This window comes from Pedobacter alluvionis, from assembly GCF_003664035.1.
GTDB lineage: Bacteria > Bacteroidota > Bacteroidia > Sphingobacteriales > Sphingobacteriaceae > Pedobacter > Pedobacter alluvionis.
Genome location: NZ_RCCK01000011.1, coordinates 1,337,789 through 1,364,570, shown reverse-complemented (window position 1 = coordinate 1,364,570; position 26,782 = coordinate 1,337,789). Strand labels below are relative to the sequence as shown.

At 37.4% G+C, this 26,782-nt stretch carries 25 protein-coding genes; 24 read left to right on the top strand and 1 reads right to left on the bottom strand.

Annotation, left to right across the window (positions count from 1 at the left end; genetic code table 11):
* The first annotated feature begins 161 nt into the window (after positions 1 to 161).
* From BCL90_RS13840 to BCL90_RS13725, 22 genes are all read left to right on the top strand, one after another.
* Complete coding sequence (locus BCL90_RS13840; RefSeq protein WP_121284535.1) at positions 162 to 2,000, top strand: type VI secretion system Vgr family protein; 1,839 nt, start codon at positions 162 to 164, stop codon at positions 1,998 to 2,000.
* 2 nt (positions 2,001 to 2,002) lie between these two features.
* Complete coding sequence (locus tag BCL90_RS25730; RefSeq protein ID WP_158554356.1) at positions 2,003 to 2,176, top strand: hypothetical protein; 174 nt, start codon at positions 2,003 to 2,005, stop codon at positions 2,174 to 2,176.
* A 71-nt stretch (positions 2,177 to 2,247) separates the two neighbouring features.
* Positions 2,248 to 3,213, top strand: a complete 966-nt coding sequence (locus tag BCL90_RS13835) for a DUF2931 family protein (RefSeq protein ID WP_244214195.1) — start codon at positions 2,248 to 2,250, stop codon at positions 3,211 to 3,213.
* 1 nt (position 3,214) lies between these two features.
* Entirely contained in the window at positions 3,215 to 4,588 is a 1,374-nt protein-coding gene (locus BCL90_RS13830) for a T6SS phospholipase effector Tle1-like catalytic domain-containing protein (RefSeq protein WP_121284533.1), read from the top strand.
* 11 nt (positions 4,589 to 4,599) lie between these two features.
* On the top strand, positions 4,600 to 5,583 hold the full coding sequence (locus tag BCL90_RS13825) for a hypothetical protein (RefSeq protein WP_121284532.1): 984 nt from the start codon (positions 4,600 to 4,602) through the stop codon (positions 5,581 to 5,583).
* A gap of 16 nt (positions 5,584 to 5,599) precedes the next feature.
* Entirely contained in the window at positions 5,600 to 6,085 is a 486-nt protein-coding gene (locus BCL90_RS13820) for a PAAR-like protein (RefSeq protein WP_121284531.1), read from the top strand.
* A gap of 1 nt (position 6,086) precedes the next feature.
* Positions 6,087 to 9,008, top strand: a complete 2,922-nt coding sequence (locus tag BCL90_RS13815) for a hypothetical protein (RefSeq protein ID WP_121284530.1) — start codon at positions 6,087 to 6,089, stop codon at positions 9,006 to 9,008.
* Complete coding sequence (locus BCL90_RS13810) at positions 8,987 to 9,961, top strand: hypothetical protein (protein ID WP_121284529.1); 975 nt, start codon at positions 8,987 to 8,989, stop codon at positions 9,959 to 9,961. The genes BCL90_RS13815 and BCL90_RS13810 overlap by 22 nt, the downstream gene beginning before the upstream one ends.
* A gap of 223 nt (positions 9,962 to 10,184) precedes the next feature.
* A complete protein-coding gene (locus BCL90_RS13800) occupies positions 10,185 to 10,646 on the top strand; it encodes a hypothetical protein (protein WP_121284527.1) in 462 nt (153 codons plus the stop codon).
* Positions 10,647 to 11,535: 889 nt separating this feature from the next.
* Positions 11,536 to 12,495: a hypothetical protein gene (locus BCL90_RS13790; RefSeq protein ID WP_121284525.1), complete on the top strand. Its 960-nt coding sequence runs from the start codon at positions 11,536 to 11,538 to the stop codon at positions 12,493 to 12,495.
* 665 nt (positions 12,496 to 13,160) lie between these two features.
* A complete protein-coding gene (gene tssD / locus BCL90_RS13780) occupies positions 13,161 to 13,556 on the top strand; it encodes a type VI secretion system tube protein TssD (RefSeq protein ID WP_121284523.1) in 396 nt (131 codons plus the stop codon).
* Between the two features lie 129 nt (positions 13,557 to 13,685).
* The gene (tssD, locus tag BCL90_RS13775; protein ID WP_121284522.1) at positions 13,686 to 14,081 is read left to right on the top strand and encodes a type VI secretion system tube protein TssD; all 396 of its coding nucleotides are present in this window, start codon (positions 13,686 to 13,688) and stop codon (positions 14,079 to 14,081) included.
* Positions 14,082 to 14,166: 85 nt separating this feature from the next.
* Positions 14,167 to 14,886, top strand: coding sequence for a hypothetical protein (locus tag BCL90_RS13770; RefSeq protein ID WP_121284521.1), 720 nt, complete (start codon positions 14,167 to 14,169; stop codon positions 14,884 to 14,886).
* Position 14,887: 1 nt separating this feature from the next.
* A complete protein-coding gene (locus tag BCL90_RS13765; RefSeq protein ID WP_121284520.1) occupies positions 14,888 to 15,733 on the top strand; it encodes a hypothetical protein in 846 nt (281 codons plus the stop codon).
* Between the two features lie 23 nt (positions 15,734 to 15,756).
* The gene (locus BCL90_RS13760) at positions 15,757 to 17,535 is read left to right on the top strand and encodes a type VI secretion system Vgr family protein (protein ID WP_121284519.1); all 1,779 of its coding nucleotides are present in this window, start codon (positions 15,757 to 15,759) and stop codon (positions 17,533 to 17,535) included.
* Between the two features lie 3 nt (positions 17,536 to 17,538).
* Positions 17,539 to 19,014 carry a hypothetical protein gene (locus BCL90_RS13755; RefSeq protein WP_121284518.1) on the top strand — a complete coding sequence of 492 codons (1,476 nt, stop codon included), beginning with the start codon at positions 17,539 to 17,541 and terminating at the stop codon, positions 19,012 to 19,014.
* A 17-nt stretch (positions 19,015 to 19,031) separates the two neighbouring features.
* Complete coding sequence (locus BCL90_RS13750) at positions 19,032 to 19,445, top strand: immunity 70 family protein (RefSeq protein ID WP_121284517.1); 414 nt, start codon at positions 19,032 to 19,034, stop codon at positions 19,443 to 19,445.
* A gap of 38 nt (positions 19,446 to 19,483) precedes the next feature.
* The gene (locus BCL90_RS13745) at positions 19,484 to 19,966 is read left to right on the top strand and encodes an ankyrin repeat domain-containing protein (protein ID WP_166792097.1); all 483 of its coding nucleotides are present in this window, start codon (positions 19,484 to 19,486) and stop codon (positions 19,964 to 19,966) included.
* A 66-nt stretch (positions 19,967 to 20,032) separates the two neighbouring features.
* Positions 20,033 to 20,413, top strand: a complete 381-nt coding sequence (locus BCL90_RS13740) for an ankyrin repeat domain-containing protein (RefSeq protein ID WP_121284515.1) — start codon at positions 20,033 to 20,035, stop codon at positions 20,411 to 20,413.
* 159 nt (positions 20,414 to 20,572) lie between these two features.
* Positions 20,573 to 20,932 (top strand): hypothetical protein, encoded by a 360-nt coding sequence (locus BCL90_RS13735; protein WP_121284514.1) that lies wholly within the window; start codon positions 20,573 to 20,575, stop codon positions 20,930 to 20,932.
* Positions 20,933 to 20,950: 18 nt separating this feature from the next.
* Positions 20,951 to 21,892, top strand: a complete 942-nt coding sequence (locus BCL90_RS13730) for a hypothetical protein (protein WP_121284513.1) — start codon at positions 20,951 to 20,953, stop codon at positions 21,890 to 21,892.
* 2 nt (positions 21,893 to 21,894) lie between these two features.
* Positions 21,895 to 22,176, top strand: a complete 282-nt coding sequence (locus BCL90_RS13725) for a hypothetical protein (protein WP_121284512.1) — start codon at positions 21,895 to 21,897, stop codon at positions 22,174 to 22,176.
* 55 nt (positions 22,177 to 22,231) lie between these two features.
* Here the strand turns inward: BCL90_RS13725 and BCL90_RS13720 are convergent, their stop codons facing one another.
* Positions 22,232 to 23,125, bottom strand: a complete 894-nt coding sequence (locus BCL90_RS13720; RefSeq protein ID WP_121284511.1) for a LysR family transcriptional regulator — start codon at positions 23,123 to 23,125, stop codon at positions 22,232 to 22,234.
* Positions 23,126 to 23,201: 76 nt separating this feature from the next.
* Here BCL90_RS13720 and hutH point away from each other — a divergent pair, with 76 nt between their 5' ends.
* Both hutH and BCL90_RS13710 read left to right on the top strand, forming a co-directional pair.
* Complete coding sequence (gene hutH / locus BCL90_RS13715) at positions 23,202 to 24,734, top strand: histidine ammonia-lyase (RefSeq protein ID WP_121284510.1); 1,533 nt, start codon at positions 23,202 to 23,204, stop codon at positions 24,732 to 24,734.
* 18 nt (positions 24,735 to 24,752) lie between these two features.
* Complete coding sequence (locus BCL90_RS13710; protein WP_121284509.1) at positions 24,753 to 26,759, top strand: urocanate hydratase; 2,007 nt, start codon at positions 24,753 to 24,755, stop codon at positions 26,757 to 26,759.
* The last annotated feature ends 23 nt before the right edge of the window (positions 26,760 to 26,782 follow it).

Sequence of the window (26,782 nt, the reverse complement as noted above, 5' to 3'; positions counted from 1 at the left end):
TAAAACACGATTACCACCCAGGTAAAATGTTTGGTTCGGCAGCCACTCACAAAACTTATCTGAACATGCCTACATAAAATGGAATCATTTCCAGGTGTGCATTAAAAAAATCTAAAACTGGATTTAGTTTAGGGCATTTTTTGTGATCAAGATTAATTAATATGGAAAAGAAACTCATTGCAGAAATCAATATAGAGGATAAGGAAATTACCCACTTTGCTTCCTTTAGCCTCACACAGGCTTTTAACGAACACCATTATTTCGAGCTGCGTTTTAACCATGATCAAATGGGTGCGCCTGGCTTGATCAGTTTGGACGATAGCCGGGATTTTGTGGGTAAAACCTTAACCGCATCATTTGGTCATTCGCCGGAAGGCATGCAAAACTTTGTCGGTCTGATTTCTAAAGTCGAACTATCACAGAATCATGGTTATCACGGCATTGTAATCGTAAGCGGATATAGTCCCACCATTTTAATCGATCGCGGACCAGATCTGGGTTCATATCTGGATAAAGACCTGAATGAGATCGTAAAATTAGCAACAAAGGATACACCGGCCAACGATTTAAAAGTCGTGGCCAATGCTGCAAGAACCACACCGATCGATTACATCATTCAATATAGGGAAAGTGATTTTGCCTTTTTAAATCGGCTTTCTGCCGAATACCACGAATGGTTTTTCTATGATGGTAAACAGCTTAATTTTGGCAAGCCGGATGTACAAAAAGAAATCGGTTTATTTTACGGAAGAGATGTTCAGGAAATGCAATATGCAATGGAAATCGCCCCGATTAAAAATAAACGTTTTTCCTACAATCCAAAGCAAAATGAGATGTTGCTGAGCGAGAGTACAGGCAAAGTAGATGGTACTCCTGATTTATCGCATGCCATTAAAGCTTCCAACCTCACTTTCAGTAAAACCTTCAACCAGCCCTCCTTAATACGTGTAGATAATAACGGCGATATTAAAAGCCTGGTAGAAAATGAAGAAAAGGCTAATACCAGCGAGCTATTAAAAGTAACCGCAAGAGGAGACAATGCCGGTTTGAGCATAGGCAGCATTGCCGAAATTACGATGAGTTTAAGAAAAGAACTTTCTTTTTCGACAGAAAGCCTGGGTAAATTCCTCATTACAAGCATTAAACACCATATTGATGAGAATGGTAAATACCACAATACTTTTGAAGGAAAAGTAGCTACTACCGAGCGTATTCTGGTAAAAAATTTCCAAAAGCCTCAACCCGATATGCAATTGGCAGATGTGATCGATAACAACGATCCACAGGGGCAGGGTCGTATTAAAGTGAAATTTAAATGGGAATGTTTAACCAACGATGTGACCGAGTGGTTGCGAGTGGTTACACCAAGTGCCGGTGTAGGCGACAGGGGCAATAACCGTGGTTATTTTGCCATCCCAGAGATTGATGATCAGGTAATGATTGCTTTTGAAGAAGGAAATGTGGCCCGCCCGGTGGTAATGGGCAGTGTTTACCATAGCGCCAGCGTTGATAGCAGCCCTTTAATTAAAAACCACTTGAAGAGTATCATTACCAGAAGCGGGCATTTGCTGGAGTTTGATGATGATGCAAACAGTCAGGGGATAAAAATCACGGATATCCACAATAATATTATTCATATTGACACAAAAGGCAATAATATTACCATTACCGCTTTGGAGAACATGACCTTAAACTGTAAAAACATGCAGATTAATGTAGGGGAAAATATGGATGTGCAGGTGGGGCAAAATCAATCGACAAATGCAGGTAAGGATATTGCCACCACTGCCGGCAATAATTATTCGTTAAGTGCTGTTGGCGATGTTTCTGAAACATCAAACAACAGAACAGAGCTGGCTACAAAGGATTTTAAAAGAACTGCGGATACCTCAAACGAAATTGCTTCAGAGATCAGCATGTTTAGTGCAAAAGAAAACATGACCATGCAGAGCGGTAAAATTGTAGAGCTTAACAGTGCAGAAAAATCTAATCTTTTCTAGCTATGGCAATCATAAAACAGGCAAAGAATATCACGATAGAAGTGATTCAAAAATACGAATTGCGTGTTGGCGTTAAATTGGAAAAGATTGCTCAGGTAATGAATGTTGAAGCTACTTCGCAAAATTTATCATTGGCCAGCAGCAAGAAAATTGTATCAAGTGGTAACAAATCATGAGTTTTAAAAAAAACAGGTATTTATTGCTGGCGTTCATTTTACTGGCGATAACAAGTTGCAAAGGACAAAAAATGGAAGAAAAATTTGAGTGGACAGGTACGGTTTCAGCTCCCGAAGAATATCCGATGGAAGTTTATAAAGGAGCCATCATAGCCAAAGATTTTACCTATGGTTTTGATGCCATTTGGGGTACGCAGAACACTGGATGGGGAAACGATGGCGGTGTGATGAGCGTAACGACCAAACAGATGGAAGCACCGGATTCGTTAAGTTTTACCTGGCTATCGCTGATGGAAAAGAAATTTTATACCGGTAAATGGAAATTAGATAAGGCCCGCATTACCCAGTTATTCCATGACGGATTTAAGGATGACCTGACCAATAAAAAAGATAACTACACGTTGATCAAAATTGGTCTGGCGCCAAAAGGTAAAGTCGTGGTTTGGCTTAGCGGCCCAGGTTTCCAAACTGAAGTGGGTGCTTTTGAGGCCAATGAAACGACTATTTCAAAAGAACAGGCTTATCCCAATGCAAAGTACATGTTGGAACCGAATTTTATCACACTTACACTGGAAGATAAAATGATTATGAAGCCGGAAATTTTAGAACGCATTAAAACTGAAGGCATGCCAGATCCCGTTGTCTATGAACTTTACCGCAAAAAATACCCTTGGCATCCAGAAGTTCATTTACCCGTTGGAGATCAGTTGATATTATGCTATTACAACTTCCTTAACGGTGAAGAAGAAAATCGGTTTGGAGAAGATCTGACAGCTAATCCATACGTTTCCAGGGCCGTACCGAAATACATTACATTGGTTTGGAAAAAGGAAAACGGAACGAAATATGGGCTTGAAATAAAACCTTTTGATGAAAAAGAAACAATGACTTCTTTTGAGAAGCTGGGGAACTCTAGTGAGATAGACCTGGTTGTATCGCTGAATGCAGACGGAAAAGGAGCAAAAATATCGCTAAAAAATAGTACAGAAGAAATTCAGCTTAAAAGAGCGAAAATCGATATCAGTAAAGTAGATTAGTATGACGAGCGTTAAATTGGGCAATTATGTGCCGACAAACGATAAAGTAGAGTATTTAGATCTTTTTGTAGGGGTATTTTTTGATGGAACAAAAAACAATATGAATAATTCTCAAGAGCGTAGAGCCAATACACCTACTTACCAGCGTAACGGCACAGATAGCGATAGCAGCTATCAGAACGATTGGTCTAATGTCGCCAGACTATGGGATATTTATGATAAAAGTCATAGTATTTATTTGGAAGGTATTGGTACTGAAGATAGGCAAAAAGATAGTCAAATGGGCTATGCTTTCGGTACCGGAAGCACAGGGATAAGGGGAAAAGTGAGAAAGGCCTGTGAAAAAATTTTCACCGATAAACTGAAAGTCCCGATAAAAAGCAATGGGAAAAAGAAATTAAGAAGTATTACTTTCGATGTATTTGGTTTTAGCAGGGGTGCAGCAGCAGCAAGAAATTTTGTTTACGAGATTGGTAAAAATGAATATCGGTCAAGTACCATTACAGACCCACACACTGGAATCACGTCAAGATTTGATTCAGACGGGGAAGCAACAAGTTTAGAGGTAATGCCGGCTTGTGGGCATTTAGGCGAAATGTTTAGCGCTGCCGGACTGAAAATATCTCCCAACCAGATTAAAGTAAGGTTTTTAGGTATTTTTGATACCGTATCGTCGTATTCAAAATATTTTAGTGTATCCCCTAATTTCAACGATGTTGAAGAGTTACACCTCAACCAAATTGGTCGTGCACAAAATGTTGTCCATTTTGTAGCTGAAAATGAGCACCGTAAGAATTTTTCTTTAACACATACAAATGTAGGCAGGGAACGGGTTTTTCCTGGAGTACACAGTGATATTGGAGGAAGTTACGAAACAGATACAGAAGTAGTATCGGAATTGGCTACCTCGTGGACGCTTAAAGGCAATCTGGACGCCTTTAAAGCTAAACTTATAAAAGAGGCCTGGTATAAGGAAAATCAATTGAAAGTTACCGGCGGTAATATGTACTGGGCTCTTGAGGGAACGAGGTTTATTTACAAAGAGTATAGTTATATTCCCTTACAGTATATGGCAGAGCATAGTCAAAATCATAATTTGCCACTCGCTAAAAGTAAAACCGAAACAAAATATACCATTAATGGCAATCCCCTGTTGCTTAGAGTCAAAGCTACGCTTAGAGATTATGTAATGGCTAATGGATCACCTTATGTTTTTTCAGCAGAATTACCCAAGGATCCTGTACGAAGGCAACAGCAGGAAGACCTTCACAAATTGAGAAACCAGTATTTGCATTGGTCGGCAGATAGAAAAAGTTCTTACGGTGTCGTACAGCCTATGGCCCCCAATGCCGATGGTAATAGGGTTACTTATTAATACGCTCGGTTATGGAAAAAGTAAATAGCCTTTCAAATTCTGCAGCTCAGGGCAAAATTAAGCTCAATATCGATCATGCGATTGATTTTGCTCCTAGACCACGTTCTGCAAGGAGCTATGGCATTACCATTAAATATTATGACGATGGCAATCAAGAAGCGACAAAAAGATTAGATTACCAGATCCACCTCAAGGTGAACCAATTTAGGGATGAAAATAAAGTTTGGCAGTTATGCTTTGATAAAACGGACCTTTTTATAGACAGGCATGAGCCTGATTTTGTTGGGGAACAACTGGCCAATATGAGCATGGGTGCAATATATCCCCTAAAGGTTGATGTAAATTCCAGGAACGAAATATTTAGAGGGATTGTTAATCACCGAGAAATCCTAAACCGCTGGAAACAGGTAGCCGAAAAGATCTCTGATAAGTATGAAGGCAGATACGCCGAACTATATTTAGAAAAGATGGAGAAAAAGATATCGAATAGTTCTGAACTGGAATATGCACTAAGGGCAGATATGTTCTGGAGTGTATTTTTTCATCCGCAGTATCTGGCCTACGATAGTAACTTATCTCAGCAAAGCACCTTCTTTTTTCCGGTTATCGCTTACCATAGCCTTGCATTTGAAGGCGTTCAAACAGTTGAGCCGAACAATACCGATTATGGTACAATCAAGATGCATTTTTCTTCAGAAAGTGATGTTACTAAGGAACAAAGTACACTATTGAATCGTAAGGGTTCTCTTAAAATGAAGCTAAATGCGACTTTCGATTTAGATCAGGATGGAGGTTTGCTTAAGCACGTCCAAGTTGATTGGAACCTGTATAAAAAGGAAAACAGTGAAGAAATAAGTATAAAACGCATCTTTTTCTCTGCTTATGAAATTGAAAACAGCATTTCGGAAGCAAATCAGCAATCGTTAACTCAAGGGGAGACCGATCATTTTCCTGCTGAAAAGAAAAAGGGATTTTGGGCAAGAATATTGGGTTAAACAACGGAGAAGAGAAATGTCACAAAAAGAAATCATTGTACAAGGTGCCACCTGCCAATGCCAGTTTGGTACCACAACCGATAAATTGAAAGTACTTACCCAGCAAAAGCATTTTGTGAACGATAAAGATGGCGCACAAAAATTAATTGCGTCTCATGTAGATATCGGAATGACTTTTGAAAAAAACACCTTTGGCCAATGTAAACTTCAGCCAACCCCTGGTGGTTTTAAACCCTGTTTGCCTGCACTAACCGAATGGAAGGGCATGTATAAAGATATGGTATTAATTAACAGCGGACAGGTTTTGGTAGAAGATAGCAAAGGTGTTTGTACCATTAGTGGTTCGCCCTGTATCTTTTTTGCCAAAACAGGGCAGAAAGGGCAACCTTCTCAGCAAAATATTGATAATGCTGATGAAGAGCAACAATCGCAGATTAACCCATTGGTGAATATAAAGCAAATGAATGTGCCATCTCCTTATGAATACTTAAATGCTAAGTAAGATGAAAAAAATTAAAAGTTGCTATTACGAAGTAGATGGTAAGAAATTTGTCGTTGGTGATAATTCTTCAGTGCTGATGCTGATAGGAAAAGACCATAAATTTTTTGTGGATTTTGAAACCAATGAGAATTTTGAACCAAATTTTATCCCTACAAAAGAAACAGCTAGAACTCAATTAAAATGGGCATATATTTTAAGTTATTCCTTTTCTAAGCTTGAAACAAATAAAGCTAAACAAGACGTTTGGGGTTATTTCATTAAGGAAAATGGTACGGTTCCGATAAAGAAATACGGGATTGATAAAAACTATATCCAGGGAACCCAAATTTCATTTTCACCTGTTGCACAAGATAGTCCAATTTGGGAAGGTACAGGATATGTGATGCTTTTATTTATAGATGAGCCTGGTGATGGTATCGCTTTTCCTTTTATGGCGGTGAACCAAGCTCCTGAAATTAGGGGCCACTATTTTGACAGACAAAAGAATATCGAAAATAATCCCGAGGTAGGAATTAATGATGGTTTCTATAATTATAATACGACCATCAAGCTGTATTTCTCTACCCACATGCTCCCTATTAAAGGCCTCAATGGCAAAAATCTTATTTCAGCTGGCATTAATTTAGATCTTTCAGCCGAATGGAAAGATTTAAGCCTTACGATTGAACTATTAGATGAAGCTGGTGATGGCCAAACAACGGCAAGTACAATAGCAAGGGCATACAGCTGCGATCCTGAATATAAGTTCATATTAGACAAGCCATTGGTTGAATCAGAATTAAATAAATACGCTGAAGAACAATCGGGTGTTAGTACAAATGCAAATTGTAGTTTTGAAGTGCCTATTACTATAGAATTAGATTGGAAAGATAAATTTCATAAAAATCATAAGGCGGAACCCACAAAAAAATATTATGTGATGATCGTCATTAAAAATAAAAAGAGTGGGAAGATCTATACGTCTATGCCAAAAAACTCGCAATGGGTACAGACGGTCGATAATAAAATAGAGGAAATACCAAGCAGCCATTTTTTTGTCGTAAAGTATAATAGCCTTGATGTAATCTTAAAGGAACTTGAAGCAAAAAAGAACAACCAGATACAATACATTGGCGATGTACAATACACAAGGAAAGAATATGATCCTTGTGGATATTCTATGATCGAAATCAGTGATGTGGCAGATAAAGATAGAAAGCCGTTTGTTATTTTTGACGAAAATAAATTGGCCGATAGTGGAGATAAAACTTCACAAACATTTGATATTATTAGGGGCGATGCCAAAAAAGACGTATTAATTTCTTTAAAAGAATTACATAATAAGGGCGTAATGTGCATGGGGGTAATGTTGCCTAAAAACGAAAAGCACGATAGCAAAGAAAATGTTTTCCTGATGGATACCATATTGGCAGCTAAAAAGTTAGGAAACGATTACGAAAGAGTTGAAGATACAAAACATAAAAAGCAATTACGAAAATCGAACATTGATGTAACAGCAGAAAATGAAAACGATACCGATGTTATAGTTGACGAGCAGCAACCGGCATATGATGTTGAAAAAGTTCAAAATTTAATTTTTGGCACAGATTATGATTATGTAGGAGAGGATAAGTTAAAGCTAAAGCTTAAATATCTTTATAACAAAAGCTATGATAATGCCATCCTCAAAGCTATAGGCTACGAAATTGACGCACAATATTCTGCAGCCAATCTAAAAGTTAAAGAAATTGCATGGGTGGCAAGGTATATTTTTTGGAAAGATTATTTTGTTCAACAGTACTTTGTGCCTGTATCCACTTGCAGATATCCCAATCAATTAGTAAGGACAAGGGTTTTTCCTAATTTGGAATGGTGGATTAATGTGAAATACGAGACGAAAGAACCAGTATATGTAAGGCAAACTCCTAATTATAAATATAGAGAGTTTTTTACGGAAAAAGGTCAAAATAAGAAACTTAAAGAAAGTAGGCTAAAAGAAAAGGAAAAAAACTGGAAGATAAAAAAATATGAATTAGATTTTGAAGCTGGTTTTAAAATTGATGGTGAAGAGAATCCCCTAATTCCCGGAGATGGATTCCCGCTTTTAAATGCTATAAATTTTTTGTTGAAGGCCTACGAAATATTTAAAGAAATTACTTTTGCTGATGAAGCAAAAGAAGGAGAGGCCGCTATTGCAAGCGGAACTGCAAGAACTACAGATGGCTCGCCTTCTAGTAAAAAGATGGCGGCACGTTGGAAGCTGAGGAAAGGAAGGGGGCTTCCATTCAGAATAGAAGTATCCACACCTGCATTTAGTGGTGGAATACAAGGTAAGTTTGCTCAGAGTAAATCTAAACCGAATGAAATTGGGGCGTTTTATTTTTTAGAGTTTGCTGCAAAACCACTTTTCGGAATCAAAGGCGAATTAGATTTGTTATTCTTTGCTCAGTTTATTGGACCTATTGGCCAAGCGATGTATAGATTGTCACAAATAGTTAAAAAAGTAAATTATTTAACTTTAGGAGCTGTAAGGATTGATTATTATATAAATGTAGGGGCAAAAGTTGATTTTAATGTAGAAATTAAAGCATTAGAATACCATAGCGTTGATGGCTGGGATGGTGGTGAGGTGCAAATTTATATTCCTATTGAAATATATCTTAATGCAGGTGTTGATGTAAATGCAAGTATAGAGGGAATTGGTTCCGCTTCCGCCGACGCACGTATAGAAGGAAAAGCCAAATTCGAGGTTAGGGCAACTCATGATAAAAGAAATAATAAATGTCCAGCTTTGCTGAAATTTGAAGGACTGACGGGTAAAGTCTGGTTAAAATTTAGTATTAAAGATAAAACTAAACAAGATACAGGAGAACCGGAAGAGGAGCCTGATCATAAATTTTCAATAATAGACCCCAAAGATCCATGGAAAATAGATATTATATAAAAATTAGTTTAACCTTATTAGCAATTTTATTGATTTTTTGTAATTGCGAACAAAAATCACAAAATAGGAATAACCCTAACTCTGAAAAGATGAATAGACAAGAAAGCGCTCATTCAACAACAGGTAAAATAGGCTATATAGCTCACGTTAATGCACTATCTCCTTACGAACTTTATTTGGATGATATACTTATTGATTTCTACTATGGAAATAACATAAGTAATACAACTGAATTGAATCCTTACTTATTAGGGAATGGAAAACATACCTTAAAAATCAGATTTCTTCCTAAAGAAGATTCCGTCGATAAAATGGTATCGCCAAAAGATATCATTTTTAACGAAACCGCAAGATGGCACATTTATTTTTCCAAAATTGTTCCAAACAAAGATGTTCCTTTAGGCTATTCAAATGAAATAGACTATGCCAAAAGCGAGTTGAAGCTTTATGCCCCTTCAAAAAAAGTTCCCTTTTGGGAGCAAACTTGGGAGGTAGATGTTAAAGGGTTGCCTTACCGAGTAAAAGGTTGGAGTGAAAGTCAAGATTTGAAAAAAATAGATAAAGATATTTTGCAAAAAGAGGTAGTTGAATATTTTTCTTATTTAAAAGATTTGCTCAATGAGGGAAAAATTGATGAATTCCTTAAATTATGTAAAAAAGAAGATGAGGAATTGGACATTGTTACCTATACCATACCTGAAGATTCAAAGATTGATTATCAAAACAATAAGGAAAAAATGTTGAAACTATGTCCTGGAAATATGCAACCTTTTGATAATTATGAAATGAAAATCTATGGAAATGGCAAGTTAGTCACACTGGTTATACCCAATGGTAAGTACAAAAACTGGAATGCTTTGATGAGCAAAACACCTAAAGGAAGGATAACAACTTGGGGAGCAATATTACACAAACCTAAAGGTTCAAAAACTTTCGAAGTTATTAGAAAATAACATAAAAACAGAATTTGAATCAGCAAGTGCCTATCGAAAATTATCAAATAATATTTTTAGGTGGAGGAAAGTTAGTTGCAATTAGAATTCCAAATGAACCAATCGGATTAAAATTTATTTCTGATGATGAAACGGAAAGTGTAGTCTACGAACAGGCAATCTTTCATAGAAAAAATAAAGGGGGAAGCACTTTCTTTAATAAGATAAATTTATATTGTAGAATATGTTCTATAAAATTTATTTGGAAAACAACGATCTGATTATTGAAACATTCTTTTTAAAGGAGAAAATCGCTATTGATTCAATTGATGACATCATTATTTTCTATAACCGAGGTTTTAATAAACATAAATTATATACTTACTTTAATAAACCAATACAATATGAATTAACCAGAAAATCCTGGTTTTATCAAATATTATTTGAAATATTTTTAGCGTTTAATACAGAAAAGTTTAGGATTTACCGCCTTTATGAAAACGAAATCATTACCCTAATGTTCAGTTTGTTAAAGCCGTACCTTCCTACACTCATTGAAACAAAAGATCTGGATTTAGCCAATAGTTTTATATGGATGACTTATGATGAGGGTGGACAATTTAAGCAAATGAAACTTGTTTATAGTAGGGAAGGCTTAGGTTTGAAAAGAGTAATGTTGAAGCATAAGATATTATTGGAAAAATAATAAATAGTTTGGAGTGGATAAAATAGGCTTAAATTAGTCTCTTAATTTGATGGAAATAGCTATTAAAGTATGATTGCCAGAAGAATTTCAACTATTCTATTCTGCTATTTCCTACTTTTTAGGCTCTATGTTGTTTGCTCGTTATTCTATTTCTTCATTACCCAAGAAACTAACGAAAGCTTAATCAGGAATACAAACGATGGTTATCAACTGACTATTTTCCAGCTTGAATTTTATTTTTTCCTTATCGTTTTATACAGTTTCAGACCATCACGGTTTAATAAAACCATTATTAAAAGCTACAAAAAGGGAGGAGCTGAAAAGTTATCGAAAAAATATTTTTTTTGGATCGTTTATATAGGAGTACTACTTGCCGTCTTCGGGATACCATTATTGATTCTCAAAAATGCATTAGGAAATGTACTTGATGTAATTACAAAAGCCAACTATTACATAATTGAAAATACAAGCTTATTGATGATAGCAATTATGTTTTTAGGCCTTAATATGTTGGGCTTTTACTACGATTTTATCAATGCTTTTGATCATGCCAAAACCCAGTTTTTCCGATTTTTATTCGCATTTATGTTAACGGTTCCAGTTTCGGCATTTCTATATTTAATTTCTGTTGTACTTCAGATAAAAGCTGATGCCTTGATAATCATCTGTTTGGCATTTAATCTTTCTTTTCTTTTTCTCAGTATTATGGGCTATTCGAATAAAAATAAATTAAAGGCTGTTAGAATTAATTCTAAGTAATGGATTCTTTAAAGATTGAATCCGAGATCTTTGTTGAGGGATTGCAGATTAATATTTTTCCGGATTTTCCAAATACTGCATAAAGAATCTAAATAAGAAAACAGATTTTTAAATTTAAATAAAGTAGAAGATGAATAAGCTAATAAAATTAATTGTAATAGGAATTTACATAAGTTTAGAATGTTGTGCACAGAACAAAAAAGATATAGCAGCTGAAAATAGAATCCTGGAAAAAATAGAATATCAAAAAGAGGGTATGTTGTTTAAACTAAAGTATGAGCATTTAGATTGTTCGTACGAAATATTATTGAATGATATGCCGATCATTACTTATTTTGGATTAGGTGAGAGATCGGGTTTGACGGTTGATATTAACCAATATATTCTAAAGCCTGGAAAACAGGAAATAACAATAAAAATGTTTCCTGCAAAAAAAGAGGAAAACCTTTTTGTCTCATCTCTTTCTAAGAACTCCTTTATTAAAATAGATATTACAAAAAACAAAGAGCCAATGACTATGCTCGATCAGTTAAATGCTAAAGGTAAAGGAAACGAATATAAGTGGGAAACATTAGTATATAAAACACCTCAATTAGAGAAGCCTATGTCATATTCAGAATATAAAACTTCATTTGAAGTAGATGCTAAAGACATTAATTGGAAAATTGTGGGTTGGAGTAAAAGTAAAAAATTAATCAATGATCCAAATATCCGTAGAGAAGTTGATGAGTTTTATGACAATTACAAAAAAGTATTGGAAGAAGGCAATCAAAATAAATTTCTTTCATTAGTTAGAAATACAATTTATGAAGAAGCAGCATCAAAACCCTGGAATAAAGAAATTGAAAATCAGCTTACAAAGAATATGAGCGATTATGCCGTTGAGAAAAGAAATTTTATATATCCATGTAAGAAGGCAGAGTTAAAATTTTTTGGAAATGGGAGAGTGGTAACTTTAGTGTGTGCAGATACACTTACTTTCGGATATTCTCCGCTGATTTCTAAGACTGCTAAAAATATGATGCCCAAATCACACACCTTCTATCTGCATAAACCCGAAGGTAGCGATAAACTCGAAATTATCAGATGATAAAGGATAGGTTGATTTTTTTTATGTTCCTTTTTATGGGAATTGGTCTTTTTATCTCCAGTATCGCACTATCATATAGAAGCTTAAATGTTCCTTTTACGTATGAAGTAACATCTGGAAAATTAATAGATTTTGCTGAGAAATTAAAAAAGGATAATAAAACAGGTTTCAGTACACAGTTCTTTTCTCCACTTTATCAATTTTAATTTCTATCTTTTTTTTGTATTGTCTGCTTAGGCATGGCTTATGTATTCAGAAAACCAGCTGTTCCATTTCGTTAATAAAAATCCTACTGTAGAATAAACATATTGTTAATTTTTTTTTGATTTCCTTCCTTCCAGAAAACCACATCAACATTAAAAATTTAGTCATTAAGCAATTCTACCTGTTGCAAAAAGTAACAACTTGCCCTAAAATGCTACAATACTTTGCTCTATTGTATCTAGTAAAAATAAGACGGAAATTTATTTTGAAAAAAATACACTTTTTTTTCTTCACAATAATCTGCGTTTCCTATAGCGTGAGCCAAGATTTTTAAGTTTTATAGACTCTGTTACTCATTATATATGAGTGAGATACACAATAATTGGCTTAATATTTGGTTTATACTTAATGTAGCGGAGGCTACGAAAAATCCAATTATTTAACCTTTAAATTTTAAAACTATGGCTTTCAAAGCTAGATTAAACTTTTCAGGCAAGGAGTACGATGTACTTCATTGTGCCTATGCGTTAAACCGTGATGTAGATGCTAAAGGAAGACCTTCTTCCGGAGTTTACGGCGGTACCATCGATATTGAGATCGAATCAACCGAAGACACCTCAATAATCGAGGCAATGGTAAACAACCAGTACAAACCTATTACAGGAACCCTTCTGATCAAAAAATCCGAGGAAGATGCCAAAATGAAAGAAGTTAACTTCGAGGATGGCTACATTGTTAAATATTCCGAAGGAATCAACATTGTGGGCGATCATGCGATGACGCTCAAGTTCCAGATTTCAGCCCGCAAGCTTAAATTAGGCAGCGCCGAGCATGTTAACGATTGGCCAAAAGCCTAGTCTAAGGTTGAGGGTAGAAAGGTTGAAGGTGTAAGGTTTAAAACGCCTAACACTAATCACAATGCTCCTCGCCCTACGCTAAACGCTCACCGCAATTCATTCTTTTCAAAAACATTAAACTTTATTACAATGGCATTCAAAACCCGTTTAAACTTAGGATCAAAAGAATTTGATGTACTACAGTGCAGCTTTTCATTAAATAGAGATGTCGACGCCAAAGGCCGTCCATCGTCAGGTGTTTATGGTGGCACCATCCACATCGAAATCGAATCAACTGAAGATACTTCAGTGATCGAATCAATGGTTAACAATCAGTACAAACCACAGGCTGGTAGCATTATCTTCAAAAAAGGCGAAGAAGATGCAAAAATGAAGGAACTTACTTTTGAAGATGCCTATATCATTCAATATAGCGAGGGTATTGCAGTAAATGACAATACACCGATGACTTTAAATTTTGTGGTATCTGCCCGTAAACTAAAACTGGGCAATGCAGAACACGAAAACGATTGGCCAAAAGCTTAATCTGATATAAATCGTTATTAGTTTCCGGCTAAGCTGGCACTAATAACGATTTTTTTGTTTTGTGGCATGATAAAAAGAGCTACCTATGGCTACCGATTTAGAATACATAAACCTGTTCAATTCCTGTACAATTTCTCCGTTAAAAACTGCAGAGATCAACCGGATTATTAATGATAAAATCTTAAATCATAAATCAAGATATCAGGCGGTAAGAAATAAACTGCTTAATTTAACCGAATATACTTATCGCAATGCCTGCTTTCTAACCGAACCGGAAGATAGCTTTCTTAAAAAGAATCCAAAAATTGCAAATGGCTTTTTTAACAGGTCATTTTCAGATACGGGTCTTTTCTCTGAAACAACTGGTATACCATGGTATTTTATTGCCTGCGTACATTATAGGGAAAGCAATTCTGATTTTACCAAACACCTGCACAATGGCGATCCACTAAGTGGCTTTACCAGGCAGCACCCTGCAAACCGACCAAAAATTAGTCATGGTCCACCATTTACCTTTGAGGAAAGTGCTGTTGATGCTTTAAAATTACGCGGTTTGGATAAGGAAACAGTATGGTCTTTGCCCAAGGTTTTACTTCGTTTGGAGCAATATAATGGTATAGCGAAAGCTTATCAAAATAATAAAATTAATTCGCCATATCTGTGGGGTGGCTCTAACCTTTATACTAAAGGAGGTTTCCCAAGGGATCATGTTTTTAGCCTCGATTATGTAAATAAACAAATTGGAACAGCTGTTATTTTAAAGGCTATGGAAAATAGGGGATTAATCAATATACCAAGGCAATAATATGAAAATAGCAGGCATTTTATTTTTTTCTTCGGTATTCCTGTTTTTTTCATGTGGTGCAAAACATGAAGATAAAAGGCAAAGTACAGCATACTCGGCCGATTCTATAATACAGGATAATAAAAGTACAAAGAATACCGAAACAGACTCGCTTGAAAAATTGGCGGCTAAAATGGTTGCTTCAAGAGAGAGTTACCTCAATGATGGGGATACCAAAGCTGAAGAAATTTTTATCAAAGCATTCATCAGCGCGCTCGAAAAGCCAAATGCTTTTGAAAATGATTTTGCTTCGTTAAAAGCTTACGAAATTAACGTATTAATTGCCGACGATAAAAATCTTAAGGTGTTTTACTGGCTTTCTCCCTATTCGGGCTCTATGTGGCATGTACAGAACATCGTTCAGTATAAAAACGAAAACAATGTCCCTACCGCAATCTCATTTAACGACCTTTATAAAGATAAAGACGATGAAGGGAGTCCAACTCCATTTTTTGAACATATATACCGTTTAGATACCGCTCCTCAAAAAACATATCTCTTTACAGGCTATGGCCAAATGAGCGGAACAGAGCCCTATAGTGTAAGCCATACATTAGTAGTTAATCATTCAGAATTTAGCATTGAAAAGCCATTGTTCAAACTCGGGAAGGTAGTTAAAACACAATTGTTTGCTTCTGCCGATCTTAAAGAAGGTGGGGATAAAGAAAAACTTACGGCCCAATTGGCCATGAAATATACCCCTAAAGATAAAACCATCAGCTATCCCGAAGTTAACGAAACAAAAAACGGAGCTGTTTTTAATGGAAAAAGAAACGTTTTAACCTTTCGCGATGGAATGTTCAGGTAGTCATAAACTATTATTGAGTTGATATGGAAAAGAAATTAATCACCGAAATAAATATAGAAGATAAGGCAGTTACCCATTTTGCCTCTTTCAGCTTAAAGCAGGCCTTTAATGTCCATCATTATTTTGAGCTGCGGTTTAACCATGATCAGATGGGGTTGCCTGGAATGATCAGCTTAGATGATAGTCGCGATTTTGTAGGGAAAACCCTTACCGCTTCTTTCGGTTACGACTCAGGCGGTTTACAGGAATTTGTCGGTCTCGTAACTAAGGTAGAACTGGCACAAAGCCATGGTTATCATGGTGTGTTAATCGTGAGTGGGTATAGCCCAACAATTTTGATCGATCGGGGGCCTGATTTAGGCTCTTATCTTGATAAAGATTTAAATAGCATTGTAAATCTTGCCACTTCAGATGTGCCTGCAAATGATATTAAAATCGTAGCCAACGCAGCCAGAAAAGAACCTATTGATTACCTGATTCAATATCGTGAAAGTGATTTCGATTTCCTGAACAGACTTTCGGGCGAATACCACGAATGGTTTTATTATGATGGCAAACAGCTGAACTTCGGTAAGCCTGACGATCAGAAAGAAGTTGCCCTGGTGTATGGCCGCGACGTGCAAAACCTGCAGTATGCCATGGAAATTGCGCCGATTAAAAACAAACGTTTTGCCTATAATCCCAAACAGGACGAAATGTTGCAGAGCGAAAGTAGTGGCGCTAGTGATGGATCACCAGACCTGGCACACGCCATAAAAGTGTCTAACATGATGTATAGCAAAACCTTTAACCAACCTGCACTTATCCGTGTTGATAATAGTAATGATATTAAAAGCCATGTGCAGAACGAAGAAAAAGCACACATCAGCAACCTTTTAAAGGTAAATGCCAGTGGCGATAATGCTGCTTTGGGTATTGGCAGTATTGCCGAAATTACCATGAGTATCAGAAAGGAACTTTCATTTTCTACGGAGAGTCTGGGAAAATTCCTGATCACTACTATTAATCACGATATTGATGGTACTGGAAAATATTACAATACTTTCGAAGGCGTGGTAGCCACAACAGAACGGCTTTCGGTGAAAAACTACACTAAACCAAACCCTGATATGCAATTGGCAGATGTGGTTGATAACGCCGATCCGCAAGGCCAGGGCCGTATTAAAGTGAAATTTAAATGGGAATGCAAAACCAATGATGTAACCGAATGGCTACGGGTAATTACACCAGATGCCGGAAGCAGCGATAAAGTGAGTAAAAACAGGGGCTTTGTATTTATTCCGGAGATTGGCGACCAGGTAGCGCTAACTTTTGAGGAAGGAAACATTGCACGTCCGATTGTACTGGGCTCGGTATTTCATGGCAAAAGCGGAAGTGGTGGCAGCGCAAGCAACAACAGCAAAAGTTTAACTTCTAAAAGCGGGCATACTGTACAGTTGAACGATGGTGGTGGCATTACCATTAAAGATAAAACCGGCGGTAACCATATCGTGGTTGATGGCAATAACAAAGTAACGGTAACATCTTCTCAAACTGTAGTACTTACTAATGGCTCGTCCTCTATAACGTTGGAAAAGGATCAGATTCTAATACATGCTGATAAGATTGAAATTGCACAGAAGGACGGGGCAAAATCGAGCAAGATAGATATTAATGGCACAGCAACTAATTTAAATACGCAGGACATGAAGATTACATCTAAAACCAACACCATTACGGGATCTAGCAACACAATTACAGGAACCAATCATGTTACCGGTGGAAATACTAAAATAGACGGAGGTGACGTATTTATAAACTAGATAATGGGACATAAAATCATAACAGAAGAGGATTTTTGGATTTGTTCTGAAGGCGCAATGCCTTCCCCATTTCAAGGTAACAGGGAAAGTCTTCACGATAGTTCAGGGCATAAATACATTACAAAATCTGATACCAGCACCATCACTTGGATAGATTTCGGATGTAAAAAATATATGCTGTTAATGGCGCTCATTGCTGCCATTGCAGTTGTTGTGGCTGTGGCGGTTGGGGTCCTTACTGTTGCTACCGGTGGGGCAGGATTAATTTTACTCGGCGCGGTTGCAGGACTTGTTGGAGGTGCTATCGGTGCCGTTATTGGCGGTTTACTTTGTGGTCATAAAATGGGACCGGCCAGATCGTGGGATAGTAAAAAACCGGATATGATTTTACAGGGTACACCTGTTATAACTGGCGGCTGTACCATGACCTGTAAAGCTGGTGGAACCGTTCAATATGCGCCCAATATTAAAAGTTGGATGGGCGCCATCGGTTACGCCAGTCTTAGTTATGGTAGTGAACTGGTTAAGTGTGCTTTTGTTGGGGCGGCAGTAGGTACTGTAGGGTCGCTTTTAGGCGTAGGCAGTGTTACTGTAGCAGGAACTGGGGGATCGGTAGGGACTGGCATTAGCTTATCAAGGGCAAGTATGATTTTGGCCAGGCCAACCGTTGCCAGTGTTTTGAGCAATATAGGTACAAGTTTTGGTATAGGTGCCGGATGGACCGGCGCAGGTGTTGCTTTAGGATCCAGGGGAATATTTGGTGCCGAATCTGCAGCTAAAACTTATGCAATTGATGCGGTAGACGAAAATGGAGAACCATTAAGTGTAGGAGATAGTTTTGCTAAAGGTGCTTTGCCTGAATATGAATTAGGTAGCCGAATTGCAGATAAAGGTGTAAGCGGTTTACAGTGGTCTGATGCATTATTGGGCTTATATTTCCTTCATCTCAAAGTAGATCCGCCAGGTACATTTAGAGACGCGAACGGAACGCTCAGAAACTCCAGAGGTAATCCTAATGGGTTAAAGCCGGGAACTACCGCAACCGATCCGAGAAAGGTAAAAAGTGGTGGAACGGGAAAAGCTTATGAGGACGGACAGACAAATGGAAACAGACCTAGTTGGCGTCAGAGCGAACTAGATGCTGAAGGGGGGTATCCTGGTTATGATACCCAAAAAAGTTTCATTAATGGAGAGGAGGTGCCTTATGGAACGGAGGGTAGCACGCGACCAGATTTATATAATCCAGGGCATAGCGTTGAAGTGAAAAATTATGATATTGAAAGTTCTGCTGGAAGAAGTAATTTAAAAGCTGAACTGACGAGACAATACAACGAAAGAGTTACGCATTTACCACAAGGAGATAAACAAACAGCAATAATAGATGTAAGAGGGCAAAACGTGCCTCCAGAAACATTAATAAAATTAGAAGAAGATATTTTGCAGAATTGTCCAGATATGGAAATTATATTTAAATTATAAAAAAAATACAAATATTTATGACAGGATTAAAAGTTGGGCCTATTTTTTATGGAGTTGGTACAGGAAGTTTTTTACATTGTTTCTTTTCAAATATAGCTTACCACCTTGAGGGTAATAGGTGGGGTAGTAGATATCCTACTTTAATGAATAAATTATATAAAGGAGAATTACCAAATAAAGACATTAATAATGCAAAAAACGAATTGGAAGAAATAAAAGAAAGGTTTAAAATGATAATGCCCGATCAGGTTATTTGGGATATTGAGAATCCTAAGCAGAGGCCTCCATGGGGAGATAAAATAGCGGGAAGGATAACTAATCTTTCTAATTATTTTTATACTAGTGATGGTAAGGATTTATTTGATGTTTTATTTACAAGTTTAGAAACAGCGTTGAAAGTAAAAAAAGATATATCTATTAAAAGTTTATAATTCTACTTTGTATGGAACTTTGGTGCAGTATTTTAAAAATGAAAAACAAAATATTCTCTTTATCGATGGACGGAAAAGTTCAGGAATTGGAAAACGAACTCAAGAATGATACCCAAGGAATTAATGATAAAGCAGACCTAGATTATTCTCCTTTGGCTATAGCTGTGGCTAGAGGGCATAAAGATGTTGTAAAATTACTGCTTGCAAATGGAGCCGTAGCGAACACCCAAGACCAAAAAGGTAATACGCCTTTACATTATGCCAGTGAAAATAATAGCATGGAAATTGCGGAACTATTGCTGGCGCATGGAGCAGATTTAAATATTCAAAACAATTCAGGCAACCAGGCGCTATGGACAGCAACATTTAGCGCTGCGGATGGTGATCAGAATAAAATACCTTTAGTTAAACTTTTATTGCAGAATGGAGCCGACAAGCAACATCTCAATAACGTGGGGAAAAAACCTGTGGATATTGCGAATAAAATTGGCGTTCCGGCATTAATAGAACTTCTTGCATAGTTGTTTTAATAAGATATTGTCCTAAATTAAAGAACGCCGACATTAATAGAATGAGCCCTTTTGCCTATGGAAAACAACCTTATAAAACTTGCAATAGGCGGAAAAACAGAAAAGATAGCAGAATTATTAGCCCGATCTTCAGTTGATATCAATATAAAAGATAGCGTAGGTTTTACTGCATTGGCAACTGCTGTGGCGCTTAATCATTATGATGTGGTAAAATTGTTGCTTGAAAATGGAGCCAATCCGAATATTCCTAACGATAAAGGGAATACCGCACTTCATCATGCAGCCGAAAATAATTTGCTTGAGATAGCAGTTTTATTGCTAAACCATCATGCTAATCTTAACGCAACAAATAGTTTTGGTAACCAACCACTCTATGGCCGGCTGTTTTTTACGTTCGTGGCGATAAAAGAAGACATGCTATTGTGGAACTTTTTTTAGATCATCATGCCGATCCTAATCATAATAATAATGCAGGAGCTAGTCCGTTATCTTTTGCCGAAAAAGTGGGCAATACAAAACTAGTAAATCTATTGAACAAAACGGTCGCATAGGCCTGACTGAGCAACTGAAAATAAATTATTTAATTTAAAACCGTTAATGAATACCAAAAAGATTTTTTACAACGATTACGATAAGCTAAGCGGAGAATCGTTTTTGGATATTGACCAAATACTGGACTTATTCAAATCCTTGAATTGGCAAAAAAGCACATTTCTTTATTTTGATATTAATGAAACAGAGACTTTTCAAATATTCTATCAGGAAGAAGCACTTTACTTAATAGAAATTGCTAACGATAGCGAGGATATGGTTTACCTCCAAAAATTTGCTGATGGAGAGCAGGCTCAAAGTCTTATTCAATATTATTTTGAACATCAGGTTGTTTCAACTGATGGTTTTTATGCCGTTCCGATAGAAACAAAAACCTTATCGGATGTGATCAGAGAAACGAACTAATCAATTTTAAATTTATTTATGGAAAGATCAAATATCAGTATAAGCGAAAAATTTCAGGCCCAGTATATGCTTTCCATTGAAATGGAATCGATGCTGGTGAGTGCTTTAATGAAGTCGAAGACAGAAATCAGGTATGATTTTTCGATATTGAATATTGATGAAGAGGGGTTCGAATGCAGACTGGTACAATTGGATATTTTTATTCAGGAGGCGAATAGTAATCTGATCCATGAAGTGGCAGAGCTAACAGGTGCATTTAATCGCATGTTCAACGAACTTCATTTAAAATTAGATCATACCGGAAAAGTTCTACAGGTTTTAAATATCGAATTGATTTTATCAAAATGGAAACAGACTAAGCAACTGATGCAACAGGCGGCAAATAAGAGTGATGACTTAAAAGATTTGATTGCGCTTAGTGATAGTATGTTTGCAAGTCCGGAAAAAATTCAGCAGGCCATACAGGCTAACGAATTTTTACAAACCTATTTTGGCTACATTTATGGAAGCGAGGTGCCATTTTCTAAATCTGATCCCAATCGGACAAATTTTTTAAATACGTCATATCTGCCATTTAAAGTAAGCTCAACTATTGATCAGCAAACTGCAAGCCAGAAGAATATTAAAGTACTGACTAGCTCGGTACCCTATGTTACGCTGGACATGAATTTTAAAAAAAATGCTTACAAGAGCTTTGAAGATAAAATTGATCTAAAATCTATCAAACCGGAAATTACTGAAGATACTGTTCATTTAATTGAGGTGAAAACTGGAAAGTTGTTGCATACCAATGTTGTAAAAAAAGAAATTGCAGATGATCAAAAGTTATATATCATCAACCAATATACTATGGTTATAGATGGATTTGGAAGCATCTTTAATCCCCCTAAAGACAAAGCCGCTGAATCGTCAGAAAATACTGGTACACAGGGTGATAAAAGTAGATTTAAATTTTTCTAATAATGGAGAATCTGGAAGTTGAAAAATCGGAATATGGAATATTAAAAACATTCTTTGCGAAAACCATTTCTATTGGTAAATACTCCTTGTTGTTCAATATCGATCAAGCCTCCAATAGCAAAGCAAAACGTTATGTTTTTACTTTTAGAAAATTGGTTAAGAAAGTAAATGGTGACCTTCGCGCTCAAGGTATCTCATCCAGAGGGATCTTTATCGTTTCCCATTTAAGGAATATTCGCTTGGGCTTTTTTAATAGATATCAAATCATAGAAAAACTAGATTAAATGATTGGAAATTTTCACCCAGATGTTAAAAAATTTGATTCAAGATAATAGAATCTTAAACCTTATCCTGCAACAACAGTTTAATCACATTTTTTAAAGTCGGGTTACGGTTAGATTCTTTCCAGATCATATAAAGTTCTGTTCTTTGCGGAATGTGGGTAAGCTCTACAAACTTTACGTTTTCCTGGTAACCATATTGCAGGGCGGTGGGAACAATGGCAATGCCCAAACCTTCTTCTACCAGTTTATAAATAGTAAGCGCGTTAACCGATTTATGGTAGGTTTTGGGTTTAAAACCGTGATCTTCGCAAATACTCATCATCAGGTCGTAATAGAATGGACTGTCATCGCTTGAGAAAAAAATGAAAGGCTCGTTACCCAGTTTTTTTACCGCTTCAAAACTTGCTTTTTCCATTGGATGACTTTTGGGTAATACGAGAGAAAAAGTATCCTGGTGGATCATGTGTTTAGAAATGCCCGGTTTAAACTGCTGCATCCGCACAAAACCCATATCAATCATATCTTTTTCCAGTAATTCGATCTGTAGTTTATTGGGCATTTCGTCCAGATTGGTCCTGATTTCAGGAAAATCTTTATTAAGCTTAAAAATAACTTCCGGTACAATTTTTTGTGCTGCTGAACCTAAAAAACCGATCCGGAGTTCGCCTTGTTTGCCTTCTGTAATATTGGTCAGCTGTTTTTTAATATTCTCGATATGACTGAACAGAAAATCTACCTCATCTTTAAGGTAGAGGCCAGCTTCTGTAAGTGTTACTTTTTTCTTGTTCCGATCAAAGAGTGGTGCGTTAAAAATTTCTTCCATCTGCTTAATCTGCCGGCTTAAGCCCGGTTGCGAAATAAACAGGCGGTCGGCAGCTTTTCTAAACTTCAGTTCTTCTGCCAAAACCTGAAAATATTTTAAATGCCTAAGCTCTATCTGATAACTCATGGTTATTACATGATGATGTAATTGGTATTTATAGGTATCAAATATAGGGCTTATTTTTGTTTAAAACCTTTATGATATGAGTGAGCAACAGATTTTTAATTACGGAACAGACCATTTAACCGCTAAACTGGCTTTGGCTATCATTAGTGGTGAAGTGAAAGGCATATTAAGCGAAGGCACACGGGCAAAAGTGCTCGAAAGCAGCAAGGTGGTAGAGCGTATTGCAATTTCTGGCAAGGCTGTTTATGGAATCAATACGGGTTTCGGACCTTTGTGTACCTCCATGATTTCGGCAGTTGATACCCGTAAACTACAGGAAAATATTTTAAAGAGTCATGCTGTTGGTGTGGGCGAGCCGATAGATAGCGAAATATCAAAACTGATGTTGGTTTTAAAACTGCAGGCTTTAGCTCAGGGCTACTCGGGCATTAAAATCGAAACACTTGACCGGATGATCTGGTTTTTAGAAACCGGTGCCACTCCTGTTGTGCCTAAACAAGGTTCTGTTGGTGCCTCTGGCGATCTTGCACCACTTTCTCATCTCTTTTTGCCTTTAATTGGCTTGGGTAAGGTGCATTATAAAGGCGAAATTATTGCCACAGCTCAACTTTTAAAACAACATGAGATACAGCCTTTGCAATTAGGGCCTAAAGAAGGTCTGGCTTTAATTAACGGAACGCAGTTTATTGCTGCGCATGCCGTTAAGGTAGTACAACGTTTGGAAAATGTGCTGAATTCTGCTGATATTATTGCTGCATTGATGATTGAAGGTTTGCAGGGATCGGAAAAACCTTTTCATGCACAACTTCATCAACTAAGACCATACCCCGCAAATATTGCCGTGGCAGAACAGGTACGGAAGCTGTTGCAAGGTTCTGAAATCATGAAATCACATGCCGATTGTGCCAAAGTACAGGATCCTTACTCTTTAAGATGCATTCCGCAGGTGCATGGCGCTTCCAGAACGGCATGGATGCATTTAAAAGAAGCATTGGAAATCGAACTCAATTCAGTAACCGATAACCCTGTCATATTTAATGATGATTTAACCATCAGTGGAGGTAATTTTCACGGTCAGCCATTGGCTTTACCGCTTGATTATGCCTGTTTAGCGGCTTCAGAGATCGGCAACATCAGTGACAGAAGGATTTACCTCTCTCTGGAAGGAAATACGCCTGGCGTGCCGAAATTGCTGATGAAAGAAACCGGATTAAATTCTGGTTTTATGATTGTTCAATATACCTCGGCAGCTTTGGCCAGCGAAAATAAAGGCCTTTGTTTCCCGGCCAGTGCCGATAGTATACCAACCTCATTGGGTCAGGAAGATCATGTAAGCATGGGTTCCATCAGTGGTCGTAAAGCCTTACAGGTAATCGAAAACGTAGAAAAAATCCTCGGTATCGAGTTGTTCTGTGCCGCACAGGCCGTTGATTATCATCATCCATTAAAGCCTGGGAAAATTTTGGCTGCGGTACACGATTTTGTGCGTACTGAAATCGATCATTTTGAAGAAGATCAGATTATGTACGATAGGATGGAAAATGCGATACAAATGGTACAGCAAGGAAAAATTGTGGCCACCGCAATCAGGGCAGAACAGGATTTATAAGAGTTAAAATTACAGAAAATGGATTTTAAAGCACAGCTATTGGCAGGTATTCCTTCGGCTTTACCCGCAAAAAAAATAAGAAATGCGCAATTAAGTCATGCGCCGGTAAGGAGAGCAGTATTAAATGCTGCGGAAAAAAAACTGAGCATTAAAAATGCACTGCGTTATTTCCCCGAAGCATGGCACCAGGAACTCGCGCAAGAGTTTTTAAGTGAACTGGAAAACTACGGACACATTTACATGTACCGTTTTATGCCCGATTATGCCATTTATGCACGGCCAATAAGCGAATATCCTTGCCGTACACCACATGCTGCCGCCATTATGCTCATGATCCAGAATAATTTGAATCCGGCCATTGCGCAGCACCCTGAAGAGCTGATTACTTATGGGGGGAATGGCAGTGTATTTCAAAATTGGGCGCAATATTTACTCACCATGCAATACCTTGCCACAATGACTGATCAGCAAACGCTGAATATTTACAGTGGACATCCGCAGGGATTATTTCCTTCCAGTACTGCTGCGCCGCGGGTAGTGGTAACCAATGGTATGATGGTGCCGAATTATTCTTCGCCTGAAGATCTTGAAAAATTTAATGCCTTGGGGGTAACTCAATATGGGCAGATGACCGCCGGTTCGTATATGTATATTGGACCACAGGGGATTGTTCATGGTACGGCGATTACTTTGATGAATGCTTTCCGTAAAAAAGGTTTTTATGGAAAAGATACCGCCGGCAAAATTTTCCTTACAGCCGGACTAGGTGGAATGAGTGGAGCGCAAACGAAAGCTGGTAATATTGTGGGTTGCATCACGGTATGTGCAGAGGTAAACCCAAAGGCAGCAACCAAAAGGCATCAGCAAGGTTGGGTGGATGAGCTGATCGATAATTTGGATGAACTGGTGAAAAGGGTTCAATTGGCTCAACACGAAAAACAAACAGTCTCATTGGCCTACATTGGTAATGTGGTGGATGTTTGGGAACGTTTTGATCAGGAAAATATTGAGGTTGCGATTGGTTCCGACCAAACTTCGCTTCATAATCCTTACTCTGGTGGCTATTATCCCGTAGGTTTAAGTTTTGAAGAAGCCAATGAAATGATGGCCAACGCAGCTGAACAGTTTAAAATTAACGTTCAGGATTCATTAAAAAGACATGCTGCCAGCGTTAACAAACATACTGCTAAGGGAACCTACTTTTTTGATTATGGAAATGCTTTTTTACTGGAATGCGGTAGGGCAGGTGCTGATGTAATGGCACCTAATGGAATAGATTTTAGGTATCCCTCCTATGTAGAAGATATTCTAGGCCCACTATGTTTTGATTATGGTTTCGGTCCCTTTAGGTGGGTTTGTGCATCGGGCGATGAAAAGGATCTTGATCTAACCGATCGCATGGCGAAAGAAGTAATGGAAGAAATCAAACTTACTGCACCCTTAGAAATACAGCAACAGTTACAGGACAACATCAACTGGATTACGGCAGCAAAAGAAAACAGGTTGGTAGTTGGTTCAAAAGCACGCATCCTATATGCTGATGCCGAAGGACGTGCAAAAATTGCTTTACGTTTTAACGAGGCTATTAAAACCGGCGAATTATCTGCTCCTGTAATTTTAGGCAGGGACCATCATGATGTAAGCGGAACAGATTCGCCTTTCAGGGAAACGAGCAATATTTATGATGGAAGCAGGTTTACCGCCGATATGGCCATTCATAATGTGATTGGCGATAGCTTTAGGGGGGCAACCTGGGTTTCGATCCATAATGGTGGTGGCGTAGGCTGGGGTGAAGTGATAAACGGTGGTTTTGGAATGGTGCTTGATGGAACCGAACAAGCTGCAGAAAAATTGCAGAACATGCTTTTTTATGATGTAAACAATGGGATTGCCAGGAGAAGCTGGGCCCGTAATAAGGAAGCCCGTTTCGCCATCGAACGCGAAATGGAACGGACAGGGACTCTAAAAGTTACGTTACCAAATTTGGTTGATGATGAAGTGCTGGATGGCTTGGGAATAGTGTAGGCTTTTTACGACAGAGGTTTTTG

Bases quoted from the DNA above. Each gene is read 5' to 3' on its own strand.
- BCL90_RS13840 (WP_121284535.1), top strand. From the start codon at position 162: ATGGAAAAGAAACTCATTGCAGAAATCAATATAGAGGATAAGGAAATT.
- BCL90_RS25730 (WP_158554356.1), top strand. From the start codon at position 2,003: ATGGCAATCATAAAACAGGCAAAGAATATCACGATAGAAGTGATTCAA.
- BCL90_RS13835 (WP_244214195.1), top strand. From the start codon at position 2,248: ATGGAAGAAAAATTTGAGTGGACAGGTACGGTTTCAGCTCCCGAAGAA.
- BCL90_RS13830 (WP_121284533.1), top strand. From the start codon at position 3,215: ATGACGAGCGTTAAATTGGGCAATTATGTGCCGACAAACGATAAAGTA.
- BCL90_RS13825 (WP_121284532.1), top strand. From the start codon at position 4,600: ATGGAAAAAGTAAATAGCCTTTCAAATTCTGCAGCTCAGGGCAAAATT.
- BCL90_RS13820 (WP_121284531.1), top strand. From the start codon at position 5,600: ATGTCACAAAAAGAAATCATTGTACAAGGTGCCACCTGCCAATGCCAG.
- BCL90_RS13815 (WP_121284530.1), top strand. From the start codon at position 6,087: ATGAAAAAAATTAAAAGTTGCTATTACGAAGTAGATGGTAAGAAATTT.
- BCL90_RS13810 (WP_121284529.1), top strand. From the start codon at position 8,987: ATGGAAAATAGATATTATATAAAAATTAGTTTAACCTTATTAGCAATT.
- BCL90_RS13800 (WP_121284527.1), top strand. From the start codon at position 10,185: ATGTTCTATAAAATTTATTTGGAAAACAACGATCTGATTATTGAAACA.
- BCL90_RS13790 (WP_121284525.1), top strand. From the start codon at position 11,536: ATGAATAAGCTAATAAAATTAATTGTAATAGGAATTTACATAAGTTTA.
- tssD (WP_121284523.1), top strand. From the start codon at position 13,161: ATGGCTTTCAAAGCTAGATTAAACTTTTCAGGCAAGGAGTACGATGTA.
- tssD (WP_121284522.1), top strand. From the start codon at position 13,686: ATGGCATTCAAAACCCGTTTAAACTTAGGATCAAAAGAATTTGATGTA.
- BCL90_RS13770 (WP_121284521.1), top strand. From the start codon at position 14,167: ATGGCTACCGATTTAGAATACATAAACCTGTTCAATTCCTGTACAATT.
- BCL90_RS13765 (WP_121284520.1), top strand. From the start codon at position 14,888: ATGAAAATAGCAGGCATTTTATTTTTTTCTTCGGTATTCCTGTTTTTT.
- BCL90_RS13760 (WP_121284519.1), top strand. From the start codon at position 15,757: ATGGAAAAGAAATTAATCACCGAAATAAATATAGAAGATAAGGCAGTT.
- BCL90_RS13755 (WP_121284518.1), top strand. From the start codon at position 17,539: ATGGGACATAAAATCATAACAGAAGAGGATTTTTGGATTTGTTCTGAA.
- BCL90_RS13750 (WP_121284517.1), top strand. From the start codon at position 19,032: ATGACAGGATTAAAAGTTGGGCCTATTTTTTATGGAGTTGGTACAGGA.
- BCL90_RS13745 (WP_166792097.1), top strand. From the start codon at position 19,484: ATGAAAAACAAAATATTCTCTTTATCGATGGACGGAAAAGTTCAGGAA.
- BCL90_RS13740 (WP_121284515.1), top strand. From the start codon at position 20,033: ATGGAAAACAACCTTATAAAACTTGCAATAGGCGGAAAAACAGAAAAG.
- BCL90_RS13735 (WP_121284514.1), top strand. From the start codon at position 20,573: ATGAATACCAAAAAGATTTTTTACAACGATTACGATAAGCTAAGCGGA.
- BCL90_RS13730 (WP_121284513.1), top strand. From the start codon at position 20,951: ATGGAAAGATCAAATATCAGTATAAGCGAAAAATTTCAGGCCCAGTAT.
- BCL90_RS13725 (WP_121284512.1), top strand. From the start codon at position 21,895: ATGGAGAATCTGGAAGTTGAAAAATCGGAATATGGAATATTAAAAACA.
- BCL90_RS13720 (WP_121284511.1), bottom strand. From the start codon at position 23,125: ATGAGTTATCAGATAGAGCTTAGGCATTTAAAATATTTTCAGGTTTTG.
- hutH (WP_121284510.1), top strand. From the start codon at position 23,202: ATGAGTGAGCAACAGATTTTTAATTACGGAACAGACCATTTAACCGCT.
- BCL90_RS13710 (WP_121284509.1), top strand. From the start codon at position 24,753: ATGGATTTTAAAGCACAGCTATTGGCAGGTATTCCTTCGGCTTTACCC.